Origin of the sequence: Nonomuraea sp. NEAU-A123, from assembly GCF_018603905.1 — a bacterium.
Classification (GTDB): domain Bacteria; phylum Actinomycetota; class Actinomycetes; order Streptosporangiales; family Streptosporangiaceae; genus Nonomuraea.
In genome coordinates this window covers 1-22,071 of sequence record NZ_JAHFZZ010000021.1, presented here as the reverse complement: position 1 = coordinate 22,071, position 22,071 = coordinate 1, and the positions used below count along the sequence as shown (strand labels likewise).

Sequence of the window (22,071 nt, the reverse complement as noted above, 5' to 3'; positions counted from 1 at the left end):
ATCCCATAGCGGCAAGCCTGTCATGAAGTCCTGCGTTTCAGCGCCAGGTAGAGGCCGGCCGAGATGAGGAAGCCGACCTCGAAGGCGATGTCGCCGACCGCGGGGACCTGCTTGGGGATCAGGCCGACGTACTGCTGCTGGTTGGAGAAGAGCCAGACCGACACGACGACCCCGACGATCATCGCGATCGGGCCCGCCCAGTTGGTGTGCCGCCTGTCGAACAGCACCGGAGGCGGCTCCCCGCCGCGGCGCAGGAACAGATCCGTCAGCACCACGCCCAGCCACGGGCCGATCCAGTAGGCGATGACCAGGAGGAACGCCTCGTACTTGTGCCCGGCGTCGTCCAGCCCGGACAGCGCCACGGTGAAGCTGATCGCCCCGCAGGCCAGGGCCATGATGGCTCTGCGGAGGTGCAGCGGAAGCCGTACCCCCAGCGCGAGCAGCGACATCGCGCCCGAGTAGACGTTGAGCGCGTTGGCCGCGACCGCGCCGAGGGCGATCGCGAGCAGCGTCAGCGCGGCCACCGGGCCGGGCAGGTGCTGGGTGAACGCGCTGGTGGGCTGGCCGAGCGGGTCACCTCCGGCGATGGTCACGGACGCCGCGCCGACGGTCTGCAGGATCACGCAGGAGATGAACACGCCGAGCCCGGCCGAGAGGCCGACCGCCCGGCGGGAGGAGTCGGGCGGCAGGTAGCGGGTGTAGTCGGCGGCGTACGGGTTCCAGCCGGCGGCGTAGCCGAAGGAGGCGCCGACGGCCAGCAGGAAGCCGCCCATCCCGCCGCCCTCGCCCGCGTAGCCCAGGTCGGCCTGGGACACGATGATGGCCGAGGTGACGAGCAGGATCACCGCGAGCACGGGGAAGGCGAAGCGTTCGAAGGCCTGGACGAGGTTGTGGCCGAAGAAGCCGAGCGCCACCATGGCCGTCACGGCGATGGCCAGGCAGAGCCAGGCGGGCAGTCCGGTCAGCGTGTTGAGGGCGAGCGCGGCGCTGACGCTGTTGACCGCGAACCAGCCGATCCCGGCGGCCACCGAGTTGAACGCGGCAGGCAGGATGTTGCCCCAGTAGCCGAAGGGCAGCCGTCCGAGCACCATCTGCGGCACTCCGGAGGCAGGTCCCTGGGCCGACAGGATGCCGTGCGTGATCGCGCCGAGGCCGCTGCCCACGGCGCAGGCCAGGACCGCCTGCCAGAAGCTGAGCTTGAAGGCCGCCACGGCGAGCACGCCGAGGAAGATCGTGGCGAACTCCAGGTTCGGCGACATCCAGGTCCATAACAGGCCCGAAGGCTTGCCGTGCCGCTCCGACAGGGGGATGAACTCCAAACCGCCCGGCTCGATCGCGGCGACTTTGTCGCCGTAGGTGCCTTCGCGTACAACGGTCATATCGTGATCGCCCTCAGCTTCTCCATGAGGTAGTCGGATGCGATGACGGGCTCGGCGTCACCGGTGAGCGGCACCACCTCGGTGAGGGGGTTGCACTCGTAGAAGTAGATGAGCGACACCAGCTCCTCATCGGGGGCCGACGGGTCGGGGGGCAGGACGCGGTGGCGGGTCGAGCGCCAGCGCTCACCGGTCCAGCGGGCCAGCAGGTCGCCGATGTTGATCGTGAGGGCGTCCGGCACGTAGGGGGCGTCGATCCACTCGCCGTCGAGGGTGAAGACCTGGAGGCCGCCGACGCCCAGCTGACGGTCCAGGATCGTGACGGTGCCGAAGTCGGTATGCGGGCCGATCCTGAACTGGCCCGGCTCGGGCGGCCCGATCTGCGACAGCGGGGGGTAGCGGTTGATGTTCATGGTGAAGGTCGGGTGGTCGGCCCTTGAGGTGAAGAAGTCCACCTCGACGCCGAGGGCCTGCGCGCAGATCAGCAGCAGCCGGTCGGCGAGCGCGCGCATCTGGGTCAGGTACGCGGTGACCAGCGACTCCAGCTCGGGCACCTCGGGGGGCCACACGTTCTGGAGGAACCATTCGCGATCGATGCGGGGATGGCCGATCGGCTGGTCGGCTCCGACGGCGAAGGTCTCCTTCAGATCGGGTGGTGTGGGCGTGCCCTCGGCGTAGCCGTTGGCCTCCACGCCTGGTGGCAGCCAGCCCCGCTCCCCCACGGTGGCCGCGTACCGCTCCTTGACCTCGCCCGGGAGGGCGAAGAAGCGCTTGGCCGCCCGCCGGACGTCGGAGCGGAGTTCGGCGGGGACGCCGTGGCCGGTGATCAGCAGGAATCCGAACTCGCGGAGGGCGGCGTCCACCCGCTCCGGCACGGACTCGCCTTGAAGGTCGATGACGGGGATCATTTGCCGATGTCCTCATTCCACAGCGTGGGGTTGGCGGCGATGAAGGCGGTCATGAGGTCGACGCATTCCTGGGAGTCGAGCACCACGACGTCCACGCCGTGCCGGGCGAGCCACTCGTGCTGGCCCATGAAGGTCCGGCACTCCCCCACGACGAGATGCGAGATGCCGAACTGACGGATCAGCCCGCTGCAGTACCAGCAGGGCGACAGTGTGGTCACCATGGTCGTGCCCCGGTAGGTGGGCTGCCGGCCGGCGTCGCGGAACGCCGCGGTCTCCCCGTGCACCGACGGGTCGCCGTCCTGGACCCTGCGGTTGCGTCCACGGCCCAGCAGCGTGCCGTCCGCCGCGAACAACGCCGCTCCCACCGGGACACCGCCTTCGGCGAATCCCTTTCTTGCCTCTTCCAGCGCTACTTCCAGCATGTTCCGACTATCCCCTCAGGCGGGTGACGGTCACCGTGATTTCCTGACGGCTTTCCCGCGGGCCCTGATAGACGCCCTTCAGGGGAGGGACGTCGGAGTAGTCGCGGCCGCGGGCCACCACGACGTGGGCCTCGCCGACCGGGGAGCCGTTCGTGGGGTCGAGGGGAAGCCACTCCCCCGCCCAGTACTCCACCCAGGCGTGGCTCTGCCCCTCCACCGGCTCGCCGATCTCGGCGTCGGGCTTGGGATGGAGGTAGCCGGAGACATAGCGGGCGGGCAGGCCGGCGGCGCGGAGCATGCCGACGGTCAGGTGGGCCATGTCCTGGCAGACGCCCTTGCCCTGGTCCCACGCCTCCTGCCCGGAGGTCCGCACGCCGGTCGAGCCCGGCATATAGGCCACGCGGGCGGCGACCACCGCGCAGATCGCCTCGGCGCCCTCATGCGGGTCGCGCCCGCTCGCCTGTACCGTGGCGAGCTCTGCCAGCTCGTCGCTGACGGAGGTCGCGGGGGTAGGCCCGAGCAGCTCGCTCATGGACGGATCGGGCGTCCCGGCGACGGACCGGGGCCTGCGGGGCCCGGTCGTCTCCACCCGGCTGACCGCCTCGACCGACAGCGAACGGTGCGGATGGGACACGTCGAAGGCACTCACCGTCGTGCCCCAGTAGTCCTGGTAGGTGTAGATGTGGGCGGCGGGCTGCACGACGATGCGGCTCGACAGCACACCGGTCGCCGGCGTCATCCGCACCTCGTTGAAGGAGGACCGCGCCTCGTCGGCGTACTCCATCAGCGTCAGGTGGCGGACCATCAGGCGCCAACCCATGCCAGCTCCTCCCTCTGCTGGAAGAACCGCTCGCCGATCGCCTCACAAGCGGACGCGCACGCCTCCTGCAGGGTGACGAGCAGCTCGGGCACCCGGTCCTGCAACTGGGCGAGATCCGTGTACTGCAGACCGGTGCGTACCCGGCCGATCGCGGCCAGCGCGGGATCGGCGACCCCGGCTCTGACCCTGGCGGGCGTCAGCGCCTGCAAGCATTTCTCCGCCGTCAGCAGCGAGTAGAGGACCGAGCGCGGGAACAGGTTGTCCAGCAGCAGGAACTCGAGGGCATGGTCGGCGTGGGCGCCGTGCGTGCGGGTGAAGGACTCATCGGCGCCGCTGGCCTGCAGCAGCAGCCGCCTGTCTCCGGGCAGGTGTACGGCCAGCAGCCTGGTCGTCATGTCCACCCGCTCCAGACTCCGGCCCAGCACGATGAACCGCCAGCAGTCGTCCCTGCTCATCGTCGCGTCGGCCAGTCCGAAGAACAGCGCGGCCCGCTCGCGGACGAATGCCAGGTAGCCGTGCGGTGCGACCGTCGGGAGACGGCGGAGCTGGTGCCAGGTGACGTTGAGACATTCCCACGCCTCGCTGGAGATCACCTCTCGCACGCCACGGGCGCTGTCCCTGGCCGCTCTGACCGACGCGGCGATCGAGGCGGGTTCGTCCAGGTCGTAGGCGAGCCGCCGGATCATCATGGTGGCGCTCAACGGCTCAGGCTGCAGGATGCCGAGAGTGGCGCAGATGGAGCGGCACGTCTCGGGCTCGTCCAGCATGCGGTGCGCGGACACGTCGAGGATCCGGGCGGTGTCGTCGGCGCGTTCGATGTAGCGGCCGATCCAGTACAGGGTCTCGGCGATGCGGCTGAGCAGCGGGCGAGTCATCGCGGGTCCTCCTCGTACGGGCGGGTCATTGTTCCTCGGTCCCCGCCGCGACCCTGCTCGGGCTCCACTGGGCGACAGGCGGAGCGGTGACCGAGGCCATCGGAGCGTGCGTGTTGCCGAGCACCCACGTGTCCTTGGAGCCGCCGCCCCGGCTGGAGTTGACCACCAGTTCGCCCTCCGGCAGCGCGACGCGGGTCAGGCCGCCGGGCAGCAGCCACACGTCGTCGCCGTCGTTGACCGCGAAGGGCCGCAGGTCGATATGGCGCGGCACCGGCCGCTCGCCGATCCAGGTGGGCGAGGTGGACAGCATCACCGGCCGCTGGGCGATCCAGCCTCGCGGATGGTCCCGTACGGCCTGCCGTACGGAGGCGAGCTGGCCCGCGGTGGCCATCGGACCGATCACGATCCCCTTGCCGCCCGCACCGTCCACCGGTTTGAGCACGAGCTCGGCCGCCGACTCCAGCGCCCAGTCCCGCATGTCGGGATTGTCCAGCCGGTAGGTTTCCACGTTGCGCAGGAGGGGCTCCTCACCGAGGTAGTAGCCGATCAGCTCGGGCACGTAGGTGTAGACGAGCTTGTCGTCGGCGACCCCGTTGCCGACGCCGTTGGAGATCGTGACGTTGCCGGCGCGGGCGGCGTTGACCAGGCCGGGGCAGCCCAGCACCGAGTCGCCGCGGAAGTGCAGGGGGTCGAGGTAGTCGTCGTCGATCCGCCGGTAGACCACGTGGACGGGCCGCCTGCCGTACGTGGTGATCATCGAGATGCGGTTGCCCTCACAGATGAGGTCGCGCCCCTCGACCAGCTCCACCCCCATGAGGCGGGCGAGCAGCGCGTGCTCGAAGTAGGCGGCGTTGTAGACGCCGGGCGTGAGCACGACGACGGTCGGGTCGGTGACTCCGGCGGGGGCCGCCTTGCGCAACGCGGCCAGCAGCCGGGCCGGGTACTCCTCGACCGGGCGGACGAACTGCTCGGCGAACAGCGACGGTAGCGTCCGGGCCATGGCCAGGCGGTTCTCCAGCACGTAGCTGACCCCGCTGGGGGTGCGGACGTTGTCTTCGAGCACGCACAGGGCGCCCTGCTCGTCGCGGATGAGGTCGATGCCGCCGACGTGCACGCGTACGCCGTTGGGCGGGCGCCAGCCGTGTGCGACCCGGTGGTAGTGGGGGCTGGAGTGCAGCAACTGCCAGGGCATCACGCCGTCACGGAAGACCTGGCGCGGGCCGTACACATCGTCCAGGAACGCCTCGAGTGCGCGGATCCGTTGCCGGACGCCGCGCACCACGAGATCCCATTCGGCCGCGTCGATCACCCGCGGGATCAGGTCGAGCGGGAAAGGCCGTTCCTCGCCCGCGTAGTCGAAGGTCACGCCACGATCGGTGAACATCCTGGCAAGCTGGTCGGCTCTGGATCTCAGCTCGTCCACGCCGAGCGGTTGGAGGGCGGCGAAAAGCGCCTGATACTGCGGCCGGGGGATGCCCGGCCGCTCGAACATCTCATCCCATGATTCGGACCCGAGGGAGTAAGCGTCGAATATGTCCGCCATGTCCGGAGATTAAGGAGAGTATGTTTCGCGCAATCGCTTCGCCTGTTACAGGGCTGCCTTCTCAGGGGCCGGGAGCGGCCCATGATGAGCCTCTGTGATCATCCGGTCACCTTGGTTTCCCAGTCGATCCGGTAGTCAAAGATCCAGGACATCTTCTCGGGCTTGACCAGCTTGCCGAAGATCCGGATCGCGTAGGCGTTCACGACGCGGCCGACCGGCCCCGCCGCCTTGCCGGCGTTCTTGCGGGTCGTCTCCTTGATGACCCGCTCGACCCGGGGACGGCGCTCGGCCTCGTAGGCGGCGAACGCCTCAGCGTAGGGGAGGTCGCGCAGGCAGCGGGCGAGCTGGATCGCGCTCTCGATCGACAGGGACGCGCCCTGCCCCGAACTGGACGACGGCGCGTGCACCGCGTCGCCGACCAGCACGATCCGGCTCTGGCTCCACGTGACGGTCGTGGGCGGCATGTTCTCCATCGGGCCGACGATCACCACGTCCGACGGGTCGGTCCGCTCGATCAGGTCCCGCGCCGGAGTGCCGTCGCCGGCGAACTTCTCCGCCAGGATCGGCAGCCACTCGGCGGCCGGGGTCGCCTGGACTTCGGCGGCGGTCATAGGCTCGGGATGCGGGAGGTTCACGAACCAGACGGCGTCGTCCGCGCCGAAGACCTGGTAGCCGAAGAACGCCTGCTTGCCGAAGGTCATCGGCATCTTGCCCGCGGTCGAGGGGACCCCCGGGTCCCGTACGCGGGCGCCGAAGCTGATCAGACCCGCGTACTGCGGCCCCGGCGCCGCCGGGTCGATGAAGGAGCGGACGGTCGAGCGGATGCCGTCGCAGCCGATGAGGATGTCGGCGGTGGCCCGGGTGCCGTCCGCGAAGTGCGCGGTCACCCCGTCCGCGGTCTCCTCGGCGCGAACGAGGCGCTTGCCGTGCTCAATTCTGACACCGCGCCGCGCGGCCTCGTCGTGCAGCACCCGGTAGAGCTCGTCGCGCCAGACGAACTGCATCGGCCGGATCCCGGGCGGGTTGCCGAACTCGGCGAGCGGACTGCCCTTCCAGTCCTGGAGCACGATGCCGGTCATCGGCGCGCCGAGCGGCTGGATCAGGTCGGCGCAGTCGATCGCGTCCAGCGCGTCGACTCCGTTGGGGGCGAGGCTCATGCCACCGCCGACCCCGTCGGCGGCCTGCTCATAGGCCTCGTAGACGACGGCGTCGATGCCCGCCTTCCGCAGGGCCATCGCGGTGACCGGCCCGGCGATCCCGCCGCCGATGACGAGCGCTGTCTTCACGATCGCGGTGTTCTGTTCCATGGTGGAATAGTTGCATTGAAACTAGTAGCTCGTCAACTAGTATGTTTCGGAGTAGTGTCGGTGGCATGAGTACTGCGTTCCGAGGTTCGCCGCTGGCCCTCACCGTCCTGGCGCTGCTGCACTACAAGCCCCTGCATCCGTACGGGATCCAGCGGCTGATCAAGGACTGGGGCAAGGATCTGGTCGTCAACGTCGAGCAGCGGACGAGCCTCTACCGGACGATCGACCGGCTCGCGGAGGCCGGGCTGGTGGCGGTGCTGGACACCGAGCGGGACCACGCCTACCCCGAGCGGACCGTCTATGAGGTCACCGACGCGGGCCGCGAGGCCGCCCGTGAATGGCTGGTGGACCTGGTCGCGGTGCCGAAACGGGAGTTTCCCCAGTTTCCAGCGGCGCTGTCCCACCTGCTGCTGCTTTCGCCCGACGAGATCCCCGACCTACTGGAGCGGCGGCTGACGGCCGTCACGGCGTCGGTGGCGGAACTGGAGACCGCGCTGACCGGCCAGGCCGAGGGGGGTCTGCACCGGGTCGGCCTGCTCGAACTCGAATACCTGCACGCGGTGGCCGTCGCCGAGGACCGCTGGCTGACCGCCCTGATCGACGACCTCCGCTCCGGCCGGCTGACCTGGTCTCCGGCCGACTTCGCCGATCCGCGATAGGCACGGGCTGGTCGGATCCGCTTGCTGAGCCAGTTCGTGGGTGTTATCCACAGTGGGTAGCTCCGTGCCGATATCGAGGAAACTCTCCATCAGATGCCGATACAGTTGAACGATCTTCACGATTTCCGGGAATTCTTTACTGAACCCAGCGGTCATACAAAAGCGTCCTATGCCACGAATGTCGACAAACTGGATATCTCTGGATGAAGTGACGGAGAGCCGTCGATTGACCGGGCCAGATGTGGCCAGTTCGCGACATTGAATAATATCTCAGCTACTTATGTGGCAAGATGTAAGCGATCGCAGAGTGGCGATTTGCTGAATTGGGAGCATAAATGCCGACTGCTCGCGGTAGAGGCGACTCGACGGGAATCCCTGGCGAGACATTGCGCCAGTCCGGACCGACAGCGCTGCGGATGCTGGTCGGCGTACGTCTGCGCCGGCTGCGCGAGTCACGCGGGATTTCCCGCGCGGACGCGGGGTCCGCCATCGGAAGCCCGCCTTCCACGATCAGCCACGTGGAGAGCGGACGTACCGACCTCCCACTGGACGACGTGGCCGATCTGCTCAGCCTGTACGGCGTCGACGAGGCCGAACGCCAGGTCGTGCTCACCTTGGCCGCGCAGGCCAACGCCCCTGGCAGGTGGCAGGACTACCGAGACGTGATCTCCGACGAGTTCGCGGCATTTCTCGGGCTGGAGCAGGACGCGATGGTCATCCGCACCTACGAGGTCCAGCACGTCCCGGCCCTGCTCCAAACCGAGGACTACGCCCAGGCGGTCATCGCACAGAACGAAGACCGCCACACCGAGCTGATCGAGCGCCGAGTCGCCTTGCGGATGCACCGCCAGCAGCTTCTGCTGTCCCCCAAACCACGCAAATTATGGGTGGTCATGGATGAGTCGGTGCTGCGCCGGCAGGTCGGTGACAGCGCGACGATGCGCGCCCAGCTTGAGCATCTCCAAGAGATGGTCGACCTCCCGCACATCACCCTCCAGGTGCTCTCCTTCGGTCCCGGTAAGGGCGTGGACCCCTTCACGATCCTGCGCTTCGCCGAGGCGGATTTGCCCGATGTGGTCTATATGGAACAGACCGCCGAAGCCCAATACCTCACCAAGGACGCCGACGTCCGGCCGTACCGGCATCTGCTGAATCAGCTGAGCGTCTACGCGCAGCCCGCGGCCGCGACCCCGGAGATCCTCCACCAGATCATCAGCACGCTGTGGTCGGCGCCCCCGCCGCCGGAATAGACGAGCCACCCCCGGGTCCGGGGATGGCTCGTCTGTTCAGCCGCCAGGCGGCCGGGCCTCAGTAGCCCAGCTTCTTCAGATCGGGCTGCTCGTAGCCCGACTGCGGGACGTCGCCCCGGAACGGGCCGGTGATGACCGGCGGGACGAAGGTCTCCTTGATCGTCCGGGCGTTCACCCAGCGGATCAGGTTGAAGATCGAGCCCGCCTTGTCGTTGGTGCCCGAGGCGCGGGCGCCGCCGAACGGCTGCTGGCCCACGACCGCGCCCGTCGGCTTGTCGTTGATGTAGAAGTTGCCCGCCGCGAAGCGCAGCCGCTCCGAGGCCGCGGCGATCGCGTAGCGGTCCTGGGCGATGATCGACCCGGTCAGCGCGTAGGGCGAGACGCTCTCCATCTGGTCGAGCACCGCGTCGAAGTCGCCGTCCTCATAGACGTGTACGCCCAGGATCGGCCCGAAGTACTCCTTGACGAAGATCTCGTCGGTGGGGTCGGCGCACTCCAGGATGGTCGGCTTCACGAAATATCCGGAGGAGTCGTCGTAGGAGCCGGTGAGCAGGTCGATGTTCGAGGCGTCGCGAGCCCGGTCGATGGCCGCCTTGTGCTTGGCGAAGGCCCGGTCGTCGATGACCGCGCCCATGAACGTCGACAGGTCGGCCGCCACGTCGCCCACGGTCAGCGACTCGGCCGCGGACACGAGGTCGTCACGCATGCGCGACCAGATCGACCGCGGCACGTACGCCCGCGAGGCCGCCGAGCACTTCTGGCCCTGGTACTCGAACGCGCCCCTGACCAGCGCGGTCGAGAGCACGGCCGGGTCGGCCGACGGGTGGGCCAGGACGAAGTCCTTGCCGCCGGTCTCGCCGACGATGCGCGGGTAGCCGCGGTAGGTGGAGATGTTCGCGCCGATCGTGCCCCACAGGTGCTGGAAGGTCGCGGTCGAGCCGGTGAAGTGGATGCCCGCCAGCGCCGGGTGCGTGAGTGCCACCTCGGAGATCGCCTGGCCGTTGCCGGTGACCATGTTGATCACACCCGGCGGCAGACCGGCCTCCTCCAGCAGGCGCATCGTGAAGTGCGCCGCGAACTGCTGCGTGGGCGACGGCTTCCAAACGACGACATTTCCCATCAAAGCCGCCGACGTCGGCAAATTTCCGGCGATGGCGGTGAAGTTGAACGGGGTGATCGCCAGGACGAAGCCTTCGAGCGCCCGGTACTCCATCCGGTTCCACACCCCGGGCGAGGACACCGGCTGGTCGGCGTAGAGCTGCCGCGCGTAGGCCACGTTGAACCGCAGGAAGTCGATCAGCTCGCAGGCCGCGTCGATCTCCGCCTGCTGCGCCGACTTCGACTGCCCGAGCACGGTCGCGGCGTTCAGCGTCGCCCGCCACGGTCCGGCCAGCAGGTCGGCCGCCTTGAGGAAGATCGCCGCCCGCTCGTCGAACGACAGCGCCCGCCAGGCCGGAGCGGCCCGCAGCGCGCTGTCGACGGCCGCCCGCACGTCCTGGGCCGTGGCGTCGTGCGTGCGGCCGAGGACGGAGGCGGTGTTGTGCGGCTGCACCACGTCGATCGGAGCGCCGCCGCCGAGCCGCCGCGCGCCGTCGATCGTCATGGTCAGGTCGATCGAGGAGCCGGACAGCTCCTTGATCCGGTTCTCCAGCGTCGTACGCTCCGGGCTGCCCGGCGCGTAGCCGTACACCCGCTCGTTGGCGGGAACGGGCACGTTGCTGATGGCATCCATTTACTTACCCCCAAGGGCACGAAGGAAGAAGGCGACGTTGGCGGGGCGCTCGGCCAGGCGCCGCATGAAATAGCCGTACCAGTCGTCGCCATAGGGAACGTAGACGCGGACGGTGTGACCCGCTCCGGCGAGGTCCTCCTGCCGGTCGGTGCGGATCCCGTACAGCATCTGGTACTCGTAGGACCCGAGCCCGCGGCCGAAGCGGTCGGCGAGCAGCTCGGTGATCGAGATGATCCGGTCGTCGTGCGTCGCCACCATGGGATACCCCTGCCCCGCCATGAGGATCCGCAGGCATCGCACGTACGCCTTGTCGACGTCGCTCTTGCCCTGGTGCGCGACCGAGGCGGGCTCCCGGTAGGCGCCCTTGACCAGGCGTACCCGCGAGCCCTCGCCGGCCAGCTCGCGGCAGTCGTCCGCGCTGCGGAACAGGTAGGCCTGGATTGCCACGCCGGTCGACGGGAAGTCGTCGCGCAGCTTGCGCAGGATCCCGAGGGTCGAGTCGACGGTGGTGTGGTCCTCCATGTCGAGCGTCACGGTCGAGCCGCCCGCATCGGCGGCGGCGCAGATCTCGCGGGCGTGCTCCAGCGCCATCGCGTCGTCGAGCCGCTGCCCGAGGGCCGACAGCTTGACCGACACCTCGCCCCGGCGGCCGAGCTCCAGCGGGCGCAGCGCGTCGAGCAGCGTGATGTACGCCTTGGCGGTGGCCGCCGCCGCCTTGGCGTCGCGGGTCTCTTCGCCGAGATGGTCGACGGTGACCGCGAGATTGGCGTCGCGCAGCCGTTCGATGGCGGTCCGGGCCTCCGCCACGCTCTCACCGGCGACGAACCTGTCGACGACCTTGCGCGTGAGCGGGAAGCCCGACACGGAGCGGCGTACCAGCGCGCTCCGGGAGGTGGTGAGGAGCAGTTGACCCAGCATGTTCTCAGCCTAAAACCGCAGCTCATTATGGGGCCATCGACGCGCGTAACGGTGGTTGTGGCAGGCTGTCATACAAATGCACAATTCGGCAGATCTACAGGAGACCGTCGACGAGCTCGCCCGCCTGCTGGGGGCGTCCGCGACACTGGAGGACCGCTCGTTCCGCCTGCTGGCGTACGGCGCGCAGCACGGCGACATCGACACCGTCCGCCAGGAGTCGATCCTGCGCAGGCGCGCCACGGGCGAGGTTCGCGACTACTTCGAACGCTACGGCATCGCCCGCGCGCACGGCCCGGTCCGGATCCCCGCGGACGCCGACCTCAAGGTCCTGGCCAGGGTCTGCTGGCCGCTGCGCCACGGCGAGGTCACCTACGGCTACCTGTGGCTGCTCGACTCCGGCAGCCTCACCGACGAGGTGCTGCTGCGGGCCGCCCCGCTGGTCGCCAGGGCCGGCGCCGCACTCGCCCAGGAGGCCAGAAGCCGTCAGGACCTCGGCCACGGCCTGCGCGCGCTGCTCTCGGCGGACCCGGAGGAGCGGGCCGGCGCCTCCATCGAGATGCGCGGGCCCGTCGCCGCGATCGCCGTGCGCGAGTCGGAGGAGCGCGTCGCCGCCCTCTGGACGCTGCCGCGCGGCGTCCTGGCCCGCGCCGGTTCGCCCATCGCGCTGCTCGCCCCGGCGCACCTGGCCGCCGAGGTCGCCCAGACCCTCCAGAGCGCCTACGGCACGGCGGCCGGCCTCGGCGCCCCGCGGGTGGACCCGGCGGACGCCTGGCAGAGCTGGCGCGAGGCGCGGCAGGCGCTGCGTGTCGCCGAGCACTTCCCCCGCTTCGCGCCCGTCGCCCGGTGGGAGGACCTGGGCGTGCACCGGCTGCTGGCCCGGCTCGGCCAGAGCGACCTGCGCGAGCTGGCGGCCGAGACCGCGGCGCTCGACCACGAGCTGGCGCACACCGTGGAGGTCTACCTGGACCACGGCGGCCACGCCCAGAAGACGGCCGCCGAGCTGGGCATCCACCGCCAGACGCTGTACTACCGGCTGGGCAAGGCCGAGCGGGTGCTGCACCGGGACCTGTCGGACGGCGACGACCGCCTGACCGTCCACCTGGGCCTCAAGGCGGCCCGCCTCCTGCCGGTCACAGATGGCTGAGGGCTGACGAGTCACCGGGCCCGGCGCGCTCGGTCAGCCCCTTGGCGACCCGCTCCCGGTGGGCGGCGTCCTTGTGGCCGTCGTACTTGAACTTGCCGCGGATCTCCTCGATCGCCAGCCGGATCCCCTGGATGCCGGACATCAGCCGCGGCATCCGGCCCGGATCGCCGTGTCCGGGTTCGAGGTCGTCGAGCTGCTCACGCAGGATCTCCAGCTTGCCCTCGACCTCCGTGACGATCTCCGCCTGGCAGATGAGCTGGACGGAGGAGTAGTACGTGGTCGGCACACCGAGCTCGGGCTCGACACCGGGCTCGGCCCGCCACTGTCCGGGGATGTAGGACCAGGGCCCCGCCACCGACATGACCACCTTGGGGTTCTCGCCGATCGCCGCCCAGACGGGGTTGGGCCTGGCCAGGTGGAGCACGATCGTCCGGTCGTCCACGAGCAGGAACTGCGTCGGCACCACGACGGGCACCTCACGACCGCGGCCCGCGGCTATGAGGTGCCCGAACTGGTTGTCCTTCACGTACGCCAGGGACTGCTCGTCGGTGCCGGCGTCCCAAGGATGAATCAGCATAAAAGGAACTTTAAGCGCAGGCGAGCTCGTACACCCGCACCAGCTCCTGGCTGACCCGCTCCCACGAGTAGCGCGAACGGGCGCGGTCAGCGCCCGCGTAACCGAGCGCGGTGCGCAGCGTCGGGTCCGTCAGCAGCTCGCGGGCCAGGCGCGCGGTCCGCGCGGGACGGTCCGGCGGCACCAGCAGGCCGGTGACGCCGTCGATGATCGAGTCGAGGTGCGCGCCGACGGCCGAGGCGATGACCGGTACGCCGCAGGCCATGGCCTCCAGCGCGACGACGCCCGTCGTGGCCTCGCGCGGCAGCGACACCACGGCGTCGGCGCTGCGCATGAGCTTGGGCACCGCGGCCCGCTTGACCTGGCCGAGCAGGGTCACGCGGTCGGACACGCCGAGCTGCTCCGCCAGGGCGCGCAGGCGGCGCGCCTCCCGGTCCTCGTCGAGCAGCTCCGGCTCGGGGCCGCCGGCCAGCACGAGTTCGACGTCCTGGAGGCCCTGCAGCGCGCGGATGATCGTGGGGGCGCCGCGCTCGGGAGTGAGCGGGCCGAGGTGCAGCAGGCGCTTGCGGCTGCCGCGCGTGGCCACCGGGCCCTGGCGGTGGAAGCGCTCGGTGTCCACGCCGTACGGCACGACGGCGATGTTGTGGCGCGGGACGCCGAGCCGGATCAGCGCCGACTCCTCGTCACCGGAGCCGACGATGACCGCTCTGGCGTTCCGGCCAAGCGCGAGCTCAAGCTTCAGGTGGGTGGTGTCGACCGAGTGGAAGGTCTGGGTGACCGGCACCTGCAGGCCCTTGGCGCCGCTGACGGCGGCGAGGCCGCCGGTCCAGGAGTGGGCGTGGATCACGTCCGGCCGTTCCTGGCTCCACCGCCGGCTGAGGTACTGGCCGACATCCTTGAGGTACGGCATGACGTCGGTGGGGGTGAGATCGCGGAGCGGGCCCACATCGATGTGCTCCAGCATGACGCCCGGGGCCACTCGCGTTCTGGGCTTTCCTTCAGCGCTGTCACGGCGGGAGTAGATCGTGACGTGATGATCGCGTCCCAGCTCACGTGCGACGGAGAGAATCTGATGACGCTTGTTTCCTGCGGCGGAAGCGACGATCGCGATATTCATGGCACACCTCAGCGTTAAAACAGCCTTCAAGGTGTGCCTGCGTCTTAGGCACGTCGTTCTCTGGACATGACCTTACCCGTAGATGGCTGATCCGCAAACCCCCGCAGATCAGACACCACGGAGAGCCAGCACCACGATCTCATCCCAAACCTGCCCACCGGAGAACGCGTGCCGGTCCGCCTCGACCGCCTTCACGATCGTCGTCGGCGCCTGACCCGCGCATCTGCCCAGCACGTCGGCCAGCCGCTCCTCGCCGTACGGCTCACCGACGTCGTTCCTGGAGGAGATCAGCCCCTCGGAGTAGAGCAGCAGCGTCTCACCCACCGCGACGTTGAGCTCCTCGGCCTCGGTCTCGGCCTCCGGCGAGATGCCCAACGGCACGCCACCACCCGCGGCGAACCGGACGCTCCCGTCGGGCAGCAGCAGCGCGGCCGGATGATGCCCCGCGGACGACAGGCGAATCCTGCGGCCCCGCACGAACCCGGCCACGACCATCACGAACATGCCGGTCCCCTGCGACACCAGGGCCTCGTTCACCTTGCGCAGCACCACGTCGGGATCGGACTCCCAGACGCTGAGCACCCGCACCCCGCCCCTGACCATCGCGCTGACCGAGGCCGCCTCCTCGCCCTTGCCCGCGGCGCCGCCGAGCGCGAACGCCCAGCCGTCCGCGACGGGGAACACGTCGTAGAACTCGGCGCCGACCGACGCGCCGGGGTTGTAGATCGCGGCGGCCTCGTACCCGGGCACATCCGGCAGATTGCGCGGCGCGACGGTCGCCGACAGCGCGTCAGCGGCCCGTGAACGGCTCTGGAAGCTGCTCTGCGCACGCACCGCGAGCCCGAGCTGGAGTCCGACCTCCTGCATGACCCCGAGGTCGGCCAGCGTGAACGGGGGCCGGTCGTGCGCCCTGACGAGCGTCAGCACGCCGTCGGCCCGGCCGATGGGCACGCACAGCATCGAACCCGCGCCCATCGCGGTCAGCAGCGGCCCGTCGGCGCAGAAGCCCAGCAGCGTCTCGTCGTCGACCATCTCGTGCACCACGCCGGAGCCGCGCTCCAGCACCTGGGTCACCACCTGGCTCGCGGCCGGGGCGGCGGACTCGACCTGCCGTACCAGATCGCCCAGCGGGTGGTCCTTGGGCGCCACCACGGCCGCGCGGCGGGTCAGCCCGTCGCGCACCACGTCGGCGATCACCCAGTCGGCCCAGCCGGCCGCCAGCAGCCGCGTCGCCCTCGGCAGCGCCACCGGCTGCCGCAGTGCCTCCTCGTCCAGCAGCAGCGTGGTCATCGTGGCCAGCAGGTCCTGGCGCTTGGCCGCCGCCAGCAGCAGCGCGCCGTCCGACTGCTCGGGCCGCCGCGCGCCCGGCTCGGGCAGTTGCACCTCGGTCGGCAGCGCCACGGCCGCCACCATCTGCTGCGGCTCGCCGGGCATCGTCAGGCGGGTCAGCGCCACCTGGACCGTGTGGGTCCTGCCCTGGTGCGCCAGCCGCGACTCGAACGCCGCCGGCTGCCCGGTCTGCAGCACCGACGTCAGGTGCGAGCGGAACGCCGCCCGCCGCGACACGTCCACCAGCAGCGGGAACGACCGGCCGACCAGGTAGCCGTCGGGGCTGCCCAGCATCCGCGAGGTCTCGGGATTGATCCGCCTGACGACGCCGCCGCCGTCGAGCACGATCACCGGCACGGGGAAGGCCCGGTAGACCTGGCGCAGCAGCTTCAGCTCCCGCTGGGTCCCGTCCTTCTTGCCCCCCTGCCGCTTGGACGCGTTCTTGAGTGCTTCGCGCGCCTCGGCGAGCAACTCGGCGGCGGTGTCGAGTTCCGCGAGCGCGGCGTCTAGAGTCGGCGCCAGGTCTGAGGGGTAGGCCGCCCGCGCCTCGCGCAGGGAGGAAACACGTCCGGACAGAGCGTCCAGGGCATGTTCGAGGCCGGGCATGGTCATCCTCTGACGCTACGCCACGCTGGATAATGCTAGCCATAAGGGGTAGGGCGTTCTCGTTATGAAATCTACGGCGATGATCACCCCCGGACTTGCCCGCAACCTGGCGACTCTCGGGCGGTTGGGCGAAGACAACTCAACGGAAAGTGTGCTGCGCGGTCTGACCACCGCGCTCGCCGACGGAGTGCCCGGTTGCTCGGGCGGCTCCGCCGAGCACTGGCGCGACCAGCGGGTGCTGGTGTCGGGCTCGCACAGCGAGCTGATCATGCTGGTCGAAGGCGAGCGCGACCTCGGCGAGGGCCCGTCGACCGAGGCCCGGCTGACCGGCGGCCGCGTGGTCATGATGGATGTGCTGAGCGACTCGCGCTGGCCGCGCTACGCCCCGCTCGCCGCCCGCTGGGGCGTGCGCTCGGTGCTGGCCGTGCCGGTCCGGCTCGACCCCGCCCTGCTGATCATCGGCCTGTATTCGGTACGGCCGTCCGCCTTCTCCCCGCAGGCCGCACAGGCGCTGGCCGACATGCTGACCGAGCAGGTGGGCGTGGCCATGGCCAACCTCTGGGACTTCGAGGAAGCGCGTACCGACGCCGCCCAGCTCCATGAGGCCCTGGCCGGACGATCGGTGATCGACCAGGCCAAGGGCATCATCATGAAGACCAGCGGATGCTCGGCCGAGGCCGCCTTCGAGGAACTGCGCCGGATCTCACAGCACCATCAGGTCAAGGTGGCGGATCTGGCCAGGCTCCTGGTCGAGGAGCACCAGAAGAAATCCCGCCGCAAGTGATGTCGGATCGCGCTCAGCCAATGGCGGCCAAGGCGTCGTCGAGCGTGTCGTACAGCGGCAGCCGCTGCGCGAGCCCGGTGATCCACATCACCTTCGACTTCGAATATTCCACGCCGACCAGCGCGAACCTGGCCCCCGACGCCAGGCTGGTCTGCCAATGATGGACGATCAGGCCGAGCGCGCGCGAGTCCATGAACGTCACCCCGGCCAGGTCCAGGATCAGCTCGGAGCCCGCCAGGGAGAGGTAGTCGGCGAACTGCTCGCGCGTCGTGGCGTCGAGTATGCCATCGACCTTGATCACCGTGATCTCGTCCACGGTCGACGACGTAAGGCTCAGGGCCGTCACCGCCCCTTCGCCGTTCTCCGGCATTGTCACGGGGCAACCTTACTGTCACCACGCGAAGGAGGAATACTTCCGCCGTTAGGGGGGACACTGGATCCGAAGTCCAGCAGAGGGCTTCCGTCTCGGATGTAGAGCGAGGCATGCCTCTGCTTGGGCTTTTTTTGCAGGTGGAGGCCGCCCTGCGACCCATATGAGGAGCAGCGATGGCTGTAAAGGAATACGTCCTCGAGGAGTTGACCGCCGAAGAACTGCTGGCCGAGATGGTCAGCGAAGCCACTCCCGACAGCCACCAGGAACGCCTGCGCGAACGCATCGTCGAGATGCACCGCTCGCTCGCCATGGAGATCGCCAGGCGCTACCGCTACCGCGGCGAGCCCATGGAGGATCTCCTGCAGGCCGCGTACGTCGGCCTGATGAAGGCCATCAACGGCTTCGACCCCGCCCTCGGCCACGCCTTCAGGGGGTACGCCGTCGTCACGATGACCGGCGAGGTCAAGCGCCACTTCCGCGACCGCACCTGGGCCATCCGGGTGCCGCGCCTCTACCAGGAGCGCCGCTCCGAGCTGAACCGGCTCGTCGCCGACCTCAGCCAGGACCTCGGCCGCTCCCCCACCGTGGCCGAGCTGGCCGCGAAGATGAACATCAGCGAGGAGGACGTCCTGCTCACGCTCGACGCCTCCGCCGCCTACAGCACGCTGTCGCTCGACGCGCCGCTCGGGACCGACGACGACGCCGCCTCGCTCGGCGACGTCATCCCGGAGGACGACGACACGTTGAGCAAGTTGGTCGATCGGGAGGCGGTCAAGCCGCTGATCGACGCTCTCCCGTCCCGGGAGAAGCACATCCTGCTCCTTCGCTTCTTTGGGAACATGACTCAAGCCGAAATAGCGGCAGAGTTCGGCATCTCTCAGATGCATGTATCGCGAATCCTCCGTAAAGTGCTGGACCAGCTACGTAGTGAGCTAGTCGGCTGATAAGGCGGTTACCGGGTGAACGGGGATGTTGATCCTCAGGCGGGCTCCATCAGTCCGCCCCCTGGCGCGCCCGTGAAAGAGCTGAGCTTCCGGCTGCCGGACCTGCCACGGGTCCGGCAGTTCGCCGCGTCCGAGGCCCGGGGGGTGGGCATGGCGGAGGAGGCGGTGGGCGATTTCGTCATCGCCGTCAACGAGGTGGCCACCAATGCCGTCACGCACGGCACGGTCGACGCACAGCTCCGCACTTGGGTACACAACGGCGAGCTGGTGGTCGAGGTACACGACGAAGGCACCTGGAAGCCTGGGCCGATGCCCGGCTCCGTGGGCGGGATGGGGCTCTGGGTGGCCCGCCTGCTCTCCTCCGACCTGTCACTGCGGGTCGGCGGCGAGGGCAGCACGGTCACCATGCGTTTCCCCGGCAAGACCTGAACTGCACTGCTTGTGACGTGACTGCTTGTGACGTGTACGCGCGGCGCCTCGTGACCGAGTGCGCCGCGCGCCTGTCTGGTGTGCTTCGGCTGTCTGACTATCGACGGGTGCGGCCCCGCCAGCCGCCGTTGCTCTTGATGGTGGCCGTACCGATGCCGGCCTGGTGCAGCGCCAGCAGCGTGAGACCGAGCAGCATGAACGTCGTGCCTGAGATCCCCGACCCGATGCTCACGTTCAGCAGGTCGAGCAGGAAACCCAGACCGAAGATGATCGCCGCGACTATCGCCAGCATGTCCCGTTACCTCGTTCCGTGGCCAGATTCGAAGGCCGATGCGTGAGCCGATTCGTGGACCGAGTCGGGAGTCGATGCGTGGACCGATTCGGGGGCCGATTCGGGGCCTGAGAGGGTGAGCAGCCGCTCCAGCACGACTCGGTACTCGCGCAGAGCCAGCCGTAGCTGCTCGGTGTCGCCGGCGCCCTTCCAGCGGTCGCGCAGCTCGCCGGTGCGGGCCGTCAAGCTGCTGGTCAGCGCCTCGACAACCTCGTCAACGAGCCCTTCGGCCCGCTGGACGGCGTCGCCGGGGTCGTCCACGAACGAGGTCTGCAGTTCGCGCCAGCGGGCCTGCACCTCGGCCGGGTCCTGGTCGAACAGGATGACGGACTCAGGAGGCGCCGCGTGGGCCGGCGCGCCCTCCACCGCCACGAGCCCGTGGACGTCGTCCTGTTCGTCGCCGTACTCGGACTCGGGCTCGGCGTGTGCCGGGTCCGCGCCCAGGCTCGGCTCGGGGTCCGCCAGCATGTCGCCGCCCGTCGGGGCGTACGGCTCGTGGTGGCGGGCGCCGTCGTTATCGTCGTTCTCGTCGTCTCTGGTGAGGTCGGCCGTGGGGGTGTCGTTCGCGCGGAGGTCGTCCCGGTCGTCCCGCTCTGAAAGATCTTCTCGGCCTGAAAGGTCGTCTCGGTCCGAAAGGTCGTCTCGGTCTGAAGGGTCGTCCGTACGGAAGTCGTCCGCCGGGCCGTACCCGCTGCTCGAGGCGCGCTCGTCGAGGTGCTCGCGTGAAGGGTTGTCCTCACGCTCGTCCTCGTCGTTGGCATGGTCCGCCCGTTGCGACGGCACTTTGAGCTCGTCGCTGTCGCTCGTCATATCTGTCACCGTCCTCGCGTGGTCTCTTGCAGGAGTTCCTCGAAGAGCGCGCGGTAGTGCACCATCGCCTGGCGGAGGTCCTCGGTGGAGGCCTCCTTCCTGGCGGCGCGCCCGCTGATCTCGTGGGCTGTCCGGTAGTGGTCCAGGGTGGCCGCGTGCCCGACGGACAGGTCTGACAGCCGCTGCTCGAAGTCGTCCGTCGGGTAGCCCCGCTCGGCCATGACCGCCGTGACCAGCTGGTCGGCTTCGGTCACCGAGAACCCCGGGGCGTCGACGAAGCGCTCCTGCACCTCGGTCCACCGAGTGGCGTAGCTGTCACGCGACTCCTCCGGCAGGGGCCGGATGTCCAGCTCGGAGTGGCGCTGCTCACGGGCGAGCAACTCCTGCTCCGCGTCGCGCTTGCTGTCGTGCTCAGCCATCAGACGTTCGTACTCAGGGCCGAAACGCGCGCGGAGGCGGCTGCGGCGCTGCTGCTGCAACACCACGTAGCCGACTGCGGCAAGGGCCACCACCGCGACCACGACGACGACCACCCAGATAAAGGTGGACATGATGTTCGCCTCCGGTCTCTATTGTCGAGACCAGCGACTGCCCCCCTGCGAGCATCCGAAACGCAGGCTTCAGCGGCCTTCCAGCGCTTTCCTGGCGCTTTCGAGCACCGCTGCGACGTGAGAGCCGCCAGGGGCCGCAGCGACCTCCCTGAACCCACTGACACTGTCGTAATCGACATCCAGCCCGGCATCGACAAGCCGCTGCGCCCACCGCAGCGCGGTGTTCAACCGCTCTGCCGCCGGCGGCTTCCCCTGCGCGGCGGCGGACAGGTTCCGCAGGTTCGTGGCGGGCCCGGACTGCGCGTGCCCGCGCTCCAGCTTCCACGGTACGGCCCGGCTGTGATCGAGCATCGGCTTGGCCAGGCCCGCGGCCCGCTTGGCCTGCAGCACCCCGGACTCACTCACCCCGAAATGCGCGGCCAACTCGTGCACGCTCATCCCCTCGGCGACGAGCCTGGCCAGCTCACCCCGATCGACGGTCGGCCTGCGCCCCACGAGCCCCTCCTGCCTCCTGCTGAGTACACGTGCGGTTCTGATGTGCGCTAAGGTTATGACGTCTCGCCCCGCAGGGGGTGATCGACACAACCGGGACGTAGCGCAGCTTGGTAGCGCACTTGACTGGGGGTCAAGGGGTCGCAGGTTCAAATCCTGTCGTCCCGACCAGGTTTTTCACTGGTCGATCGGGGTGTCACTCGTTAGGGTGGCACCCTTTTGCATGGGTGAGTGACCAGCGGGTGAAGAGACCGTCCATCGCCGCAGCTCCTTGCAGGAGTACGGGGCGGGTCTGCTTGCGGTAGGCGGCTTCGGTGACCGCTGTGGCCGACCAGGCGGGCGATGTCCTCCAGCGGGACGGCGGAATCGGACAGCAGCGAGACGAAGCTGTGGCGCATCTCGCGCGGGGTCCAGTTAGTACGCGGGCATCCCGGCGTTCTTGACGATCTTCCGGCAGCAGTGCCGCTACCGATCCAGGCCGTCATCGACGACGTTTGGCTACCTTCTTGGCTTCATCGGACATCGGTGCAGTTTTCGTCGTGCCGCGATGATGGCGCGTGGCACACTTGATCATGCCGAATGGAAGCCTTATCGGAGGACAGCCCTCCTAGGCCAAGAGTCAAGTTGCTGACCGCAATGGCCATTGCGCATGTCCGTGGCCGTGCAAAGGTAGCCGCAGGTGGCCGGGTTGAGGTCACCACTGGTGGCCAGATTTAAGTCCCCACGCCCGCGTGTGCTCGCCGGTGTGTCTTGGGGACAGGCATGCCCCTGAGCAGT

At 69.2% G+C, this 22,071-nt stretch carries 23 protein-coding genes and 1 tRNA gene; 7 read left to right on the top strand and 17 right to left on the bottom strand.

What is annotated here, in order from left to right; translation table 11 throughout:
* Positions 1 to 20 precede the first annotated feature (20 nt).
* The 7 genes from KLK06_RS44345 to KLK06_RS44315 all read right to left on the bottom strand — a co-directional run bounded on the left by KLK06_RS44345 (position 21) and on the right by KLK06_RS44315 (position 7,251).
* Positions 21 to 1,379, bottom strand: a complete 1,359-nt coding sequence (locus tag KLK06_RS44345) for a cytosine permease (protein ID WP_214641749.1) — start codon at positions 1,377 to 1,379, stop codon at positions 21 to 23.
* Positions 1,376 to 2,284 (bottom strand): isopenicillin N synthase family oxygenase, encoded by a 909-nt coding sequence (locus tag KLK06_RS44340; protein ID WP_214641748.1) that lies wholly within the window; start codon positions 2,282 to 2,284, stop codon positions 1,376 to 1,378. Before KLK06_RS44340 ends, KLK06_RS44345 begins: the two co-directional genes overlap by 4 nt.
* A complete protein-coding gene (locus tag KLK06_RS44335; RefSeq protein ID WP_214641747.1) occupies positions 2,281 to 2,706 on the bottom strand; it encodes a nucleoside deaminase in 426 nt (141 codons plus the stop codon). Before KLK06_RS44335 ends, KLK06_RS44340 begins: the two co-directional genes overlap by 4 nt.
* A 7-nt stretch (positions 2,707 to 2,713) precedes the next feature.
* The gene (locus KLK06_RS44330; protein WP_214641746.1) at positions 2,714 to 3,526 is read right to left on the bottom strand and encodes a transglutaminase family protein; all 813 of its coding nucleotides are present in this window, start codon (positions 3,524 to 3,526) and stop codon (positions 2,714 to 2,716) included.
* Positions 3,511 to 4,401, bottom strand: a complete 891-nt coding sequence (locus KLK06_RS44325) for an alpha-E domain-containing protein (RefSeq protein ID WP_214641745.1) — start codon at positions 4,399 to 4,401, stop codon at positions 3,511 to 3,513. Before KLK06_RS44325 ends, KLK06_RS44330 begins: the two co-directional genes overlap by 16 nt.
* A gap of 25 nt (positions 4,402 to 4,426) precedes the next feature.
* Positions 4,427 to 5,944 carry a circularly permuted type 2 ATP-grasp protein gene (locus tag KLK06_RS44320; protein ID WP_214641744.1) on the bottom strand — a complete coding sequence of 506 codons (1,518 nt, stop codon included), beginning with the start codon at positions 5,942 to 5,944 and terminating at the stop codon, positions 4,427 to 4,429.
* 98 nt (positions 5,945 to 6,042) lie between these two features.
* Complete coding sequence (locus tag KLK06_RS44315; protein ID WP_214641743.1) at positions 6,043 to 7,251, bottom strand: NAD(P)/FAD-dependent oxidoreductase; 1,209 nt, start codon at positions 7,249 to 7,251, stop codon at positions 6,043 to 6,045.
* Positions 7,252 to 7,316: 65 nt separating this feature from the next.
* Between KLK06_RS44315 and KLK06_RS60655 the strand changes: the two genes are divergently transcribed.
* Positions 7,317 to 7,910: a PadR family transcriptional regulator gene (locus KLK06_RS60655; protein WP_250906976.1), complete on the top strand. Its 594-nt coding sequence runs from the start codon at positions 7,317 to 7,319 to the stop codon at positions 7,908 to 7,910.
* A gap of 335 nt (positions 7,911 to 8,245) precedes the next feature.
* A complete protein-coding gene (locus tag KLK06_RS44305; RefSeq protein WP_214641741.1) occupies positions 8,246 to 9,160 on the top strand; it encodes a helix-turn-helix transcriptional regulator in 915 nt (304 codons plus the stop codon).
* A 58-nt stretch (positions 9,161 to 9,218) separates the two neighbouring features.
* Here KLK06_RS44305 and pruA read toward each other — a convergent pair whose 3' ends face one another.
* Positions 9,219 to 10,892, bottom strand: coding sequence for an L-glutamate gamma-semialdehyde dehydrogenase (pruA, locus tag KLK06_RS44300; protein WP_214641740.1), 1,674 nt, complete (start codon positions 10,890 to 10,892; stop codon positions 9,219 to 9,221).
* Positions 10,893 to 11,810 carry a proline dehydrogenase family protein gene (locus tag KLK06_RS44295; protein WP_214641739.1) on the bottom strand — a complete coding sequence of 306 codons (918 nt, stop codon included), beginning with the start codon at positions 11,808 to 11,810 and terminating at the stop codon, positions 10,893 to 10,895.
* A gap of 76 nt (positions 11,811 to 11,886) precedes the next feature.
* Here KLK06_RS44295 and KLK06_RS44290 point away from each other — a divergent pair, with 76 nt between their 5' ends.
* Complete coding sequence (locus KLK06_RS44290) at positions 11,887 to 12,954, top strand: CdaR family transcriptional regulator (RefSeq protein ID WP_214641738.1); 1,068 nt, start codon at positions 11,887 to 11,889, stop codon at positions 12,952 to 12,954.
* Here KLK06_RS44290 and KLK06_RS44285 read toward each other — a convergent pair.
* From KLK06_RS44285 to KLK06_RS44275, 3 genes are all read right to left on the bottom strand, one after another.
* Positions 12,941 to 13,531: an FMN-binding negative transcriptional regulator gene (locus KLK06_RS44285; RefSeq protein WP_214641737.1), complete on the bottom strand. Its 591-nt coding sequence runs from the start codon at positions 13,529 to 13,531 to the stop codon at positions 12,941 to 12,943. The two genes, KLK06_RS44290 and KLK06_RS44285, sit on opposite strands and share 14 nt — an antisense overlap.
* Before the next feature lie 10 nt (positions 13,532 to 13,541).
* Positions 13,542 to 14,645, bottom strand: a complete 1,104-nt coding sequence (locus tag KLK06_RS44280) for a glycosyltransferase (protein ID WP_214641736.1) — start codon at positions 14,643 to 14,645, stop codon at positions 13,542 to 13,544.
* Positions 14,646 to 14,753: 108 nt separating this feature from the next.
* Positions 14,754 to 16,586, bottom strand: coding sequence for a SpoIIE family protein phosphatase (locus KLK06_RS44275; protein WP_250906975.1), 1,833 nt, complete (start codon positions 16,584 to 16,586; stop codon positions 14,754 to 14,756).
* Positions 16,587 to 16,659: 73 nt separating this feature from the next.
* Between KLK06_RS44275 and KLK06_RS44270 the strand changes: the two genes are divergently transcribed.
* On the top strand, positions 16,660 to 17,364 hold the full coding sequence (locus KLK06_RS44270; RefSeq protein ID WP_250906974.1) for a GAF and ANTAR domain-containing protein: 705 nt from the start codon (positions 16,660 to 16,662) through the stop codon (positions 17,362 to 17,364).
* A 13-nt stretch (positions 17,365 to 17,377) separates the two neighbouring features.
* Here KLK06_RS44270 and KLK06_RS44265 read toward each other — a convergent pair whose 3' ends face one another.
* Entirely contained in the window at positions 17,378 to 17,734 is a 357-nt protein-coding gene (locus KLK06_RS44265) for an STAS domain-containing protein (protein WP_214641899.1), read from the bottom strand.
* A gap of 176 nt (positions 17,735 to 17,910) precedes the next feature.
* Here KLK06_RS44265 and KLK06_RS44260 point away from each other — a divergent pair, with 176 nt between their 5' ends.
* On the top strand, positions 17,911 to 18,681 hold the full coding sequence (locus tag KLK06_RS44260) for a SigB/SigF/SigG family RNA polymerase sigma factor (RefSeq protein WP_214641734.1): 771 nt from the start codon (positions 17,911 to 17,913) through the stop codon (positions 18,679 to 18,681).
* Positions 18,682 to 18,753: 72 nt separating this feature from the next.
* Positions 18,754 to 19,110, top strand: coding sequence for an ATP-binding protein (locus KLK06_RS44255; RefSeq protein WP_308168721.1), 357 nt, complete (start codon positions 18,754 to 18,756; stop codon positions 19,108 to 19,110).
* 97 nt (positions 19,111 to 19,207) lie between these two features.
* Here the strand turns inward: KLK06_RS44255 and KLK06_RS44250 are convergent, their stop codons facing one another.
* The 4 genes from KLK06_RS44250 to KLK06_RS44235 all read right to left on the bottom strand — a co-directional run bounded on the left by KLK06_RS44250 (position 19,208) and on the right by KLK06_RS44235 (position 21,297).
* Positions 19,208 to 19,402, bottom strand: a complete 195-nt coding sequence (locus KLK06_RS44250; protein ID WP_214641732.1) for a hypothetical protein — start codon at positions 19,400 to 19,402, stop codon at positions 19,208 to 19,210.
* Positions 19,403 to 19,408: 6 nt separating this feature from the next.
* Complete coding sequence (locus KLK06_RS44245) at positions 19,409 to 20,251, bottom strand: hypothetical protein (protein WP_214641731.1); 843 nt, start codon at positions 20,249 to 20,251, stop codon at positions 19,409 to 19,411.
* A gap of 5 nt (positions 20,252 to 20,256) precedes the next feature.
* Entirely contained in the window at positions 20,257 to 20,802 is a 546-nt protein-coding gene (locus tag KLK06_RS44240; RefSeq protein ID WP_214641730.1) for a hypothetical protein, read from the bottom strand.
* A 69-nt stretch (positions 20,803 to 20,871) separates the two neighbouring features.
* Positions 20,872 to 21,297: a hypothetical protein gene (locus KLK06_RS44235; RefSeq protein ID WP_214641729.1), complete on the bottom strand. Its 426-nt coding sequence runs from the start codon at positions 21,295 to 21,297 to the stop codon at positions 20,872 to 20,874.
* A gap of 91 nt (positions 21,298 to 21,388) precedes the next feature.
* Here KLK06_RS44235 and KLK06_RS44230 point away from each other — a divergent pair.
* A tRNA-Pro gene (locus tag KLK06_RS44230) sits at positions 21,389 to 21,465 on the top strand.
* Positions 21,466 to 22,071: the final 606 nt, after the last annotated feature.

Bases quoted from the DNA above. Each gene is read 5' to 3' on its own strand.
- KLK06_RS44345 (WP_214641749.1), bottom strand. From the start codon at position 1,379: ATGACCGTTGTACGCGAAGGCACCTACGGCGACAAAGTCGCCGCGATC.
- KLK06_RS44340 (WP_214641748.1), bottom strand. From the start codon at position 2,284: ATGATCCCCGTCATCGACCTTCAAGGCGAGTCCGTGCCGGAGCGGGTG.
- KLK06_RS44335 (WP_214641747.1), bottom strand. From the start codon at position 2,706: ATGCTGGAAGTAGCGCTGGAAGAGGCAAGAAAGGGATTCGCCGAAGGC.
- KLK06_RS44330 (WP_214641746.1), bottom strand. From the start codon at position 3,526: ATGGGTTGGCGCCTGATGGTCCGCCACCTGACGCTGATGGAGTACGCC.
- KLK06_RS44325 (WP_214641745.1), bottom strand. From the start codon at position 4,401: ATGACTCGCCCGCTGCTCAGCCGCATCGCCGAGACCCTGTACTGGATC.
- KLK06_RS44320 (WP_214641744.1), bottom strand. From the start codon at position 5,944: ATGGCGGACATATTCGACGCTTACTCCCTCGGGTCCGAATCATGGGAT.
- KLK06_RS44315 (WP_214641743.1), bottom strand. From the start codon at position 7,251: ATGGAACAGAACACCGCGATCGTGAAGACAGCGCTCGTCATCGGCGGC.
- KLK06_RS60655 (WP_250906976.1), top strand. From the start codon at position 7,317: ATGAGTACTGCGTTCCGAGGTTCGCCGCTGGCCCTCACCGTCCTGGCG.
- KLK06_RS44305 (WP_214641741.1), top strand. From the start codon at position 8,246: ATGCCGACTGCTCGCGGTAGAGGCGACTCGACGGGAATCCCTGGCGAG.
- pruA (WP_214641740.1), bottom strand. From the start codon at position 10,892: ATGGATGCCATCAGCAACGTGCCCGTTCCCGCCAACGAGCGGGTGTAC.
- KLK06_RS44295 (WP_214641739.1), bottom strand. From the start codon at position 11,810: ATGCTGGGTCAACTGCTCCTCACCACCTCCCGGAGCGCGCTGGTACGC.
- KLK06_RS44290 (WP_214641738.1), top strand. From the start codon at position 11,887: ATGCACAATTCGGCAGATCTACAGGAGACCGTCGACGAGCTCGCCCGC.
- KLK06_RS44285 (WP_214641737.1), bottom strand. From the start codon at position 13,531: ATGCTGATTCATCCTTGGGACGCCGGCACCGACGAGCAGTCCCTGGCG.
- KLK06_RS44280 (WP_214641736.1), bottom strand. From the start codon at position 14,645: ATGAATATCGCGATCGTCGCTTCCGCCGCAGGAAACAAGCGTCATCAG.
- KLK06_RS44275 (WP_250906975.1), bottom strand. From the start codon at position 16,586: ATGACCATGCCCGGCCTCGAACATGCCCTGGACGCTCTGTCCGGACGT.
- KLK06_RS44270 (WP_250906974.1), top strand. From the start codon at position 16,660: ATGATCACCCCCGGACTTGCCCGCAACCTGGCGACTCTCGGGCGGTTG.
- KLK06_RS44265 (WP_214641899.1), bottom strand. From the start codon at position 17,734: ATGCCGGAGAACGGCGAAGGGGCGGTGACGGCCCTGAGCCTTACGTCG.
- KLK06_RS44260 (WP_214641734.1), top strand. From the start codon at position 17,911: ATGGCTGTAAAGGAATACGTCCTCGAGGAGTTGACCGCCGAAGAACTG.
- KLK06_RS44250 (WP_214641732.1), bottom strand. From the start codon at position 19,402: ATGCTGGCGATAGTCGCGGCGATCATCTTCGGTCTGGGTTTCCTGCTC.
- KLK06_RS44245 (WP_214641731.1), bottom strand. From the start codon at position 20,251: ATGACGAGCGACAGCGACGAGCTCAAAGTGCCGTCGCAACGGGCGGAC.
- KLK06_RS44240 (WP_214641730.1), bottom strand. From the start codon at position 20,802: ATGTCCACCTTTATCTGGGTGGTCGTCGTCGTGGTCGCGGTGGTGGCC.